Annotated in this window: 7 protein-coding genes; 4 read left to right on the forward strand and 3 right to left on the reverse strand. The window is 63.0% G+C overall.

Annotated elements, in window-relative coordinates; genetic code table 11:
• The coding region (locus KBA48_RS30995; RefSeq protein WP_292912278.1) for an FCD domain-containing protein at positions 1–200 on the forward strand (200 nt) is incomplete at its 5' end.
• Positions 201–299: 99 nt separating this feature from the next.
• Here KBA48_RS30995 and KBA48_RS31000 read toward each other — a convergent pair.
• Positions 300–2,249 (reverse strand): glycoside hydrolase family 2 protein, encoded by a 1,950-nt coding sequence (locus KBA48_RS31000; protein WP_292912550.1) that lies wholly within the window; start codon positions 2,247–2,249, stop codon positions 300–302.
• A 233-nt stretch (positions 2,250–2,482) separates the two neighbouring features.
• On the opposite strand from KBA48_RS31000, the gene KBA48_RS31005 reads away from it, so the two are divergent.
• The 3 genes from KBA48_RS31005 (at position 2,483) to KBA48_RS31015 (ending at position 5,388) form a co-directional block, all read left to right on the forward strand.
• Positions 2,483–2,968, forward strand: a complete 486-nt coding sequence (locus KBA48_RS31005) for a hypothetical protein (protein ID WP_292912551.1) — start codon at positions 2,483–2,485, stop codon at positions 2,966–2,968.
• A 41-nt stretch (positions 2,969–3,009) separates the two neighbouring features.
• On the forward strand, positions 3,010–3,927 hold the full coding sequence (locus KBA48_RS31010; RefSeq protein WP_292912552.1) for a Gfo/Idh/MocA family oxidoreductase: 918 nt from the start codon (positions 3,010–3,012) through the stop codon (positions 3,925–3,927).
• A 72-nt stretch (positions 3,928–3,999) separates the two neighbouring features.
• A complete protein-coding gene (locus KBA48_RS31015; RefSeq protein ID WP_292912553.1) occupies positions 4,000–5,388 on the forward strand; it encodes a sulfatase in 1,389 nt (462 codons plus the stop codon).
• A 111-nt stretch (positions 5,389–5,499) separates the two neighbouring features.
• Here the strand turns inward: KBA48_RS31015 and KBA48_RS31020 are convergent, their stop codons facing one another.
• Both KBA48_RS31020 and KBA48_RS31025 read right to left on the reverse strand, forming a co-directional pair.
• Positions 5,500–6,612 carry a glycoside hydrolase family 43 protein gene (locus KBA48_RS31020; RefSeq protein WP_292912554.1) on the reverse strand — a complete coding sequence of 371 codons (1,113 nt, stop codon included), beginning with the start codon at positions 6,610–6,612 and terminating at the stop codon, positions 5,500–5,502.
• A 735-nt stretch (positions 6,613–7,347) separates the two neighbouring features.
• A protein-coding gene (locus KBA48_RS31025) for an IS3 family transposase (protein ID WP_292912555.1) occupies positions 7,348–8,537 on the reverse strand; the annotation gives its coding sequence in 2 pieces (ribosomal slippage) (positions 7,348–8,264 and positions 8,264–8,537; 1,191 coding nt in all).
• Positions 8,538–8,688: the final 151 nt, after the last annotated feature.

Genomic DNA, 8,688 nt, shown 5'->3' on the forward strand with positions numbered 1-8,688 from the left:
TCGTGACGACGGCGCTGCGCACCTCGATCCGCTTCACCAACCGGATCAAGGGCAGGACGGCCAGCGTGGCGGACCATACGGCCGTGCGCGACGCGATCGCCGCCGGTGACGCGGACGCTGCCCGCACCGCCATGCGCCACCTGATTGCCGACGTCCTCACCCTGATCGACCAGGCCGAGGCAAAGGGCGCCGCCATCTGACGCGGCGGCGTGGTACCCAAAATTCTGATATCCGGGACCGGAAAACAAAGTCCCCTGCACAGGCCGTCGGACCTGCGCAGGGGGCTTTTTGCTTGCCGATCACCGCTTGCCGTATAGCGGGCCGGCCATCGACTTCAACTTGGCAGGCGGCAGCTTCTCAACGGCCCGGTCATAGGTCAGCAGACCGTTCAACTCGCTTTCCACGTCCGTGGTCTGGGTATAGACGGCGGCGGCCAGCCCTTCCTTGCGATACTGGCGCACGATCTCGTCGAACTTGGTACGGTAGCGGGCTTCATAATCGGCCGGGTCCTTGGCGATCTGATAGATTTTCAGGTCGCGGTCGGGGAACCAGAGGTGGCCGGGCTTGGCCAGACCGACGCCGCCATATTCACCGATGACCCGGACGCGTCCGCCGCTGGCTTCGGGTACAAGCGGCACTTCCTCATAGGTATGGATGTCGTAGACCTGGGAGACATCGCCCGCAATGTCCAGCCAGCCGCTGGTGGCGTTGATGATGCGGCTGGGGTCCATATTCCTGACCAGCGCGGAAACGGTGCGTGCGCCATATTGGCCCCAGCCTTCGTTGTTGGTGACCCACATGACGATGGACGGGAAGGGGCGCAGGGCGCCGATGATGTTCGCGGCTTCAAACTGGTACTGCGCCATGGCCTGCGAGGTGAAGACGGCCTCGCGGTCGCTCAGCCGCCGCACCGCCTGATCGGCAAACCCACCGGACGGCAGGTCCTGCCAGATCAGCATGCCAAGCCGGTCGGCATCGTAATAATAGCGCGCCGGTTCCACCTTGATATGCTTGCGCAGCATGTTGAAGCCGGCCTTCTTCAGGAAGACCATATCGCTTTTCGCAGCTTCCTCCGATGGTGGGGTCAGCAGCCCGTCGGGCCACCAGCCCTGGTCCAGCACGCCGTTATGGAACAAGGGTTTGTTGTTCAATAACAGCACGGGGTGGCCCGTGGCCGGGTCCGGACCCACCGAGATTTTGCGCATGCCGAAATAGGCATCGACCTTGTCGCCGCCCTCCGCCCCCGGGGCCAGCGCGGCATAGGCTTCCGTTTCCTTCGCGGAATGGGGAGGCAGGGTCTTGCCCGGTTCCGGGAGGCCCGCCGCCGGATTGGCCACGGTCACCAGTTCCGCCGTCAGATCGTAAAGGAACGGATCATCCGTCGTCCACAGCCTGGCATCGGGAATGGACAGTTCCGCCCGCCGGTTGCCCCGGATCACCGTGGTCGCGACGGTCTTGCCCCCGCTGCGCGCGGTCAGACGCACGGCGTCGGTCGGTTTGGCGGGCCCGTTCAGTGCCACCTCGACCGATACGACCCCGCGGTCGATATCGGGTGTGGCGCGCACTTCCTTGATATGCAGGTCGGGCACCGGCTCCAGCCAGACCGTCTGCCAGATGCCGCTGACCGCTGTGTACCAGATGCCGCGCGGGTCCAGGACCTGTTTGCCGCGGGGCTGGTCCCCATCGGATGTCGGGTCCGCGACCTGCACCGACAGGCTGTTGGACCCGTCACGCAAATAGAGGGTGATATCAAAGCTGAATGGGTCGGAACCGCCCCTGTGGCTGCCGACCAGCCGGTCATTCACCCAGATGGTGGCTTCGAAATCGACGGCGCCAAAATGCAGCAATGTCCGTTTGCCGGCCCATTCGGCCGGAACGGTGAAGTCGCGGCGATACCACAGGCGATCATCGGGCAGCACCTTGCGTGCCACCCCCGACAGCTTGGATTCCACGGCGAAGGGGACCAGGATGCGGCCATCCATCCGCGCCGGCTGCGCGACATTCGCAGGGGTGATGGCATAATCCCATATGCCATTCAGATTCTGCCATTGCGGGCGCACCAGTTGGGGGCGGGGATAGCTGCGCCAGGCGTTTTCCGCCGTCACCTCCCGGCCCCATTTGGTCGTGATCGGACCGACATAGGCGGAACTGCCCGTCTGTGCCGGATCGGCTGCGGTCTGCGCCATGATCGGCGCAGCCATGAGGTGGAAGAGTGTCGCCGCACCCGCCAGCAGAAGAATTTTACGCACCGCGCGTCCTCCCCATCTGATGAAACCGCAGCGTTGGGCTGCATTTTTTTACATATAAATATGATATATCATCGTGGAGTGGTGCTTCAACGGATTTTCTGAACCGCGAGCATGCCGACATATAAATAAGATTGATATTATCAATATTGCCAACGCGCCGTCCTGTGATAGGGTGCCCGCCAAACGGCCGGGTACAGGCCGGAGGGTAAGGCCCCGTCAGGAGGAGAGGTGTCATGAGGAAGAGCCGTTTCACCCGCTTCCTGGCGGGCGTGGCCCCGGCCTCTGTGGCGCGCGCGCAGCCCGCCGCCGGCGACATGAATGCACAGCCGAATAGGGCAGGGCCGAGCCATCTGATCGATGTGATGCCGGCCCCGGTCAATAACAGCCGGTTGACATGCCCCGTCATTCGTGAAGGGCATGAAATCCTGCTCATGCAGGGCCGGTTGATGGTTCCGGCGGTCCATGGCGAGGCGTTGAAGCGCGATAAGCTCCTGTTCTGGCGCCATGAAGGCAACCGCGCCGTGCGCGACGGGAAATGGAAGCTTGTGTCACACTTCGGCGAGCCCTGGCGGCTTTTCGACATCGCGGGGGATCGTGGGGAAATGCATGATCCGGCGGCGAGCCGGCCCGAGATCGCGCGCAAGATGGCGCGGCAAGCGCCCTTATGCGGTGATCCAATGATCAAGGCTCGACATGCGTTGAAGCGCCACGGTATCTGAGTTAGAAGCATATATATCTTATAATAAGGATCGTGCAGGAAATGGTCAGACTGGGACTTGTCGGTATCGGCAAAATCGCACGCGATCAGCATGTGCCGGCGCTGGCGAAAAGCGCCGATTTCGAACTGGCCGCGACGGCGAGCCGCCATGGCCGTGTTGACGGGGTGGAAGGTCATGGCTCGATTGCCGAGATGCTGGCGGCACGTCCCGACATCCAGGCGGTATCCCTCTGCACCCCGCCCGATGGCCGCTTCGAACAGGCCATGGCGGCCATCCGGGCCGGCAAGGACCTGATGCTGGAGAAGCCCCCCGCCGCCACGGTGTCGGAGGTGGAGGCGTTGGCCCTGGAAGCGCGGAGACAGGGCACCGTCCTGTTCACCACATGGCATTCCCGTGAAGCGGCGGAGGTCGATGCCGCCCGCGACTGGCTGGCAACCCGCCGGATCGACGCCGTCCGCATCCGTTGGATGGAGAATATCCGGCAATGGCATCCGGGCCAGGACTGGATCCTGGCAGCGGGCGGCTTCGGTGTTTTCGACCCTGGCATCAACGCCCTGTCCATCGCCACCCGCATCCTGCCGGAGCCGCTGACCGTGATGGACGCGGAACTGGACGTGCCGTCGAACCGCGTCAGTCCCATCGCCGCGCTGGTCCGGTTCCGCACCGGCGACGCCGCCGGCGATGTGCGCCTGGATTTCCTGCAGACCGGCCAGCAGACCTGGGACATCGAGGTCGACACCGATGCCGGCATGCTGCGCCTTGGCATGGGCGGCAGCATTCTGGAACTGCCGGGCCAGCCGCCGGTGAGCGGCGCCAACGAGGAATATCCCCGCCTTTACAAGAGGTTTGCGGAACTGGTGCGTACACGGCAGAGCGACGTGGACCTGCGTCCGCTGCAGTTCGTGGCCGACGTCTTCATGATCGCCAGTCGTCGTCTGGTCGCATCGTTCGACTTCTGAATTCGCGGTGGAACACCGCCCATTCCTGTCGTGGAGAATGACATGTCCAACATTTCCCGCCGTAGAATGCTGATGGCGTCGGCCGCCTTGTCGCTGGTTCTGACCGGCACGGTTTCCGGCTCCGCCATGGCGCTGGAGCCGCCGGCCCGCCCCAACATCGTGATCTTTCTGGCCGATGATCTGAGCTATAACGACGTGAATATCGGCGGCGATGCCAATGCCCGCACCCCGGCGCTGCAGCGATTGGCATCGCAGGGAATGATGTTCGATCGGGCTTTCGTCGCCTCGCCGGCGTGCGCGCCCAGCCGCGCGGCCCTGCTGACCGGCATGATGCCGGCCCGCAACGGGGCGGAGGCCAATCATGACCGCGCCAACGCCGATATCCGCAAGCTTCCCTCATACCTGCAGGAGCAGGGATATCAGGTCGTCGCCTTCGGCAAGGTGGCCCATTATCAGCACACGGGCACCTATGGCTTCGACTATTACGCCAACGACACGTTCCACGACCACAAGGGCATTCCATCGGCCGTGGAATGGCTGAAGGCGCGCAAGGACAAGCGTCCCCTGGCTCTGTTCGTGGGCAGCAACTGGCCCCATGTCCCGTGGCCGCGCACCACCGAGGGGTTCGAGCCCGACGCCCTGACGCTGCCGCCCAAGACGGTGGACACGCCCGTCACCCGCGACGCCCGCGCCCGGTTCTATGCGGCCGTGCGGCGCATGGACCTGGAACTGGCAGAGACCATGGACGCCGTCGACAGCGTGCTGGGACCCGACACGTTCGTCCTTTATTCGACCGACCATGGCACGCAATGGCCTTTCGGCAAATGGAACCTCTATGACACCGGCACACGTGTGCCGATGGTCGTGCGCTGGAAGGGCCAGGTGCAGCCCGGCAGCAAGACCGACGCCATGGTGAGCTGGGTCGACGTACTGCCGACGCTGGTGGAACTTGCCGGCGGCAAGCAGCCGCAGGGCATTGATGGCATTTCCTTCGCCGGTCTGTTCGGCGTGGGCAAGGGGCCGACGGGTCGCCAGGAGATCTTCACGACCCACAATAATGACACGCAGGTCAATGTCTATCCGATGCGCAGCATCCGGACCGATCGCTGGAAATATATCCAGAACCTGCACCCCGACTATACCTACACCACCCATATCGATCTGAAGGTGAAGCGCACTGATTCCGGTGCCTATTTCCCCTCCTGGCGTGAAGCGGCGGAAAAGGACCCGGCGGCCAAGGCCATTGTCGACGCCTATTACAATCGTCCGGCCGAAGAGCTTTACGATCTGCAGGCCGACCCCAACGAGCAGGTCAACCTGGCTGCCGACCCCCGCCATGCCAAGACGCTGAAGGATCTGCGGCTGCGTCTGGAGGCCTGGCGCAAGGCCCAGGGCGATACCGGCAAGATCACGGTCAAGCCCCGCTTCGAGCGCGGTTCGATGGATGGCGAGGATGATTGATCCGGGCCGGGCAGTCCCGTGATCCTCAGGCCGCGACGGGCGGCCGTCGGGTATCGGGTGGGGAAATGAAGAAGGCCGCGTGTATCGCCCGCGGCCTTCTTCATGGCCTGTTCATCTGTTGCTGCCGGACGGGACGGCCAGTTGGGTGCCGGCTGCCGCCGGTTCCCCGAAATCGGGACGGCCATCCGCGGTCCAGCCGAAACGTTGCATGTGCGGTGCCCGTTTGGCCGTGCATTTCATGCCGGGACCGGGATTGGCGTGATAGATGATCCAGTCCTCCTTTCCGTCCGGCGACTTGAAGAAGCCGTTATGGCCGGTCGCGTAGACGCCATTGGCGCGGTGGAACACCGAACCGTCCGACTTGGTCCAGGCCGCCGCGTCCATCGGGTCCGATCCGGCCGGGGCATGCAGCAATCCCAGCGCATAGTCATCCGACCAGCAGGCGCTGGCGGAATAGACGATGAAAAGGTCGCCTTTGGGGCCGGCCAGGAATTCCGGTCCCTCCACGATCGCGCGCCCCCCTTGTTTCTCCCAGGGTTGGTCGGCCGTGGTCAGGATGTTTTCCGGGCCTTTCAGGCTCCAGGGATTCTCCATTTCCGCGATGGCCAGGCCGCTGACCGGCCCGACATAGGGGGAATAGACGAAGTACCGCTTGCCGCCATGCTCGAACACTGAACCATCGATCCCAGGATAGGCGGTATTGATGCGCCCCCGATCCACCCAGGTGCCCTTGGTCGGATCGGGATCGGTGTTCTCCAGAACGAAGACGGCCCGGTTGGCGTCGTCCTTATGGCCGCTGGCCGTGGCGGAATAATAGAGATACCACGTGCCGTCCAGGCGATGCAGCTCCGGCGCCCAGATGGAATGGGCATTGGGGCCGGTGGCGGGCGGCTTCCAGATGACCGTCTTCTGCGCCTTTGCCAGATTGGCGATATTGTCGGTGCGCCAGAGGGCGATCTCCTTCCCCAGCGTATGCATGTAGTAATAGACGCCATCCACCTGCGTGATCCACGGGTCCGGCCCCGATGGCAGCAGCGGGTTCGTGAACTGTGCGGGTGCCTGTTCCTGCCTGGCCGGCGTGGCATAAGCCGCCGCCCCGGCCAGCAGTGCCGCCGACAGGAGGGGCGCGACCAGCAATGCCCTGAAGCTTCGTGTGCCCCGGAGCTTGCCGGGCTTGCGAGGCGTAAGCTGCGTATATGGTGCGGTCAGATATCGGTCGAGCATTTCCCAAATCTCCTTGGCATCAAGCTCAGAATTTATCATATAAATAGGAGATATCCTGCAAGCGCATTGCGCGCGCCGCTGCGCACTTCAGGATCGATATTGATCCGGCGGGCAGGGACAGGATGCGTGCCCCGCTTTTATCATATTGCCAGGATGCGCCCCGCCTTCATGCGGGGGGCATGACCTTGTCCCATGTTGGAAAATCAATTCGATCGTCAAACGCCGCCTTTGGCATCCGGACGTGGAACTTTGTCAGCGGACGCTGCGTCTTGTCGAAGACAGGGGCTTGGCGGCAGCCGGTTCCACAGAAAGGGCGAACTCCGCAGCTCTTACGGCCTCCGCGGGGCTTTCAGCCACATGGGTGCTGCTTTGCGGGGGCGATGGCGGCCATTGCCAACTGGGCCTTATGCATCTGCGCCACACGGCCGTGACGCGGCTGGGCGAGGCGGGATGGCACCCCGCAGGAGATCCGCGCGATCAGTGGCCACAGCTTTAAATCCATCGCGGCCATGCTGAACCGCTACAACATCGTCACCTGTAAGCAACCTGCCCCCGCCTTCACCAAGCATCACCAGGTGGAAACGAATCGCGGGGTGATGACGATGATGGTGATGATCTTGATATGGAATGAAATCCGATATCGCACCCCAAAACGATAAACGGCGGCCAAACGGCAGAGGTGGCCCCGTTTGATCGGACAGATTGGCGGCAGGAATAAGCTAATCCCGGTTGTCGTTACGCCGCCACTTTGTCGTATGAGCCTGTTGACGTTCCTGCCGGGGTTAACCCCGGCAGGAACGTCGGGCCGGTTTGATGATATGCCTCGTCCGGCGTTCTTCCGGCCAGTGCCGAATGCGGGCGCCGGGCATTGTAATGTCCGATCCATGTCGTCAGCCCGGCCCGCAGTTCCGATCCGGTCTCGAAAGCATGCAGATAGACGCACTCGTATTTCATCGACCGCCATAGGCGCTCGATGAAAACGTTGTCCATCCACCGGCCCCTGCCATCCATGCTGATCTTGATGTTCCGGTCCTTCAGCACCTCGGTGAAACGCGGGCTGGTATATTGGCTGCCCTGATCGGTGTTGAAGATTTCCGGGGTGCCATGGCGGGCCAGGGCCTCCTCCAGTGCCTGGATGCAGAAATCGGCATCCAGGGTATTGGACAGCCGCCAGGCCAGGATCTTGCGCGTCGCCCAATCCATGATCGCCGTCAGATAGAGGAAACCCTTGCGCATCGGGATGTATGTGATGTCCGAGCACCAGACCTGATTGGGTCGGTCGATCACCAACCCCTTCAGCAGATAGGGATATGTGGGGTGCTGCGGATGCGGCACGCTGGTCCTGGGCTTCTGATAGATCGACGCCAGACCCATCCTGCCCATCAGCCGCCCGATCCGCTTGCGGCCGACCTCATGGCCCAGGCGCCGTAGATGCCGCGCCATCTGCCGGGCCCCATAATAGGGCGTCTCCAGGAACTGCTCGTCGATCAGACGCATCAGCGACAGGTTCAGCGGGCTTTCCGGCGCCGGGCGGTGATAAACCCCGGACCGGTTCAGCGACAGCAAGGCGCATTGCCGGACAATCGACAGGCCCGGGCGGTCCCGCTCGATCATTTGGCGCCTCTGATCAAGCCCAAGCGAACAGAGGCGTCCCGCAAAAAATCCCGTTCCACCACCAGCTGACCGATCTTGGCGTGCAACTTCTCAACATCCGCGCCGCTGGCCGTAGCCTCCGGCTCCGACGCCTTGCCGGAAAACGTCGCCGCCATCCCCTCGATCGCCTGGCGCTTCCATTGCGCGATCATCGTGTGGTGGATCGCGTATTTCGCCGCCAGTTCCGCCAACGTCTGATCGCCCTTGATCGCCTCAAGCGCGACCTTCGCCTTGAATTCCCCCGAATACCGCTTCCGTGTCACCTTGCCCATAAATCCTCGTCCTTCCAGAAGGCGGGATTAGGGTCTGTGGGGATTCACAAAAGGGGCTTTATGTGATTCAAGCTCTGGATGGATAGGAATCTTCTGACGGACGCCCAATGGGCGAAGATAGAGCCGCACTGCCTTGGCAAGCGCACCGACC

Origin of the sequence: Niveispirillum sp. (assembly GCF_017996735.1) — a bacterium.
In the GTDB taxonomy this organism is placed as follows: Bacteria; Pseudomonadota; Alphaproteobacteria; order Azospirillales; family Azospirillaceae; genus Niveispirillum.

What these genes read in the sequence shown, in the direction of transcription:
- KBA48_RS31005 (WP_292912551.1), top strand. Translation starts at nt 2,483, where the DNA reads ATGAGGAAGAGCCGTTTCACCCGCTTCCTGGCGGGCGTGGCCCCGGCC.
- KBA48_RS31010 (WP_292912552.1), top strand. Translation starts at nt 3,010, where the DNA reads ATGGTCAGACTGGGACTTGTCGGTATCGGCAAAATCGCACGCGATCAG.
- KBA48_RS31015 (WP_292912553.1), top strand. Translation starts at nt 4,000, where the DNA reads ATGGCGTCGGCCGCCTTGTCGCTGGTTCTGACCGGCACGGTTTCCGGC.
- KBA48_RS31020 (WP_292912554.1), bottom strand. Translation starts at nt 6,612, where the DNA reads ATGCTCGACCGATATCTGACCGCACCATATACGCAGCTTACGCCTCGC.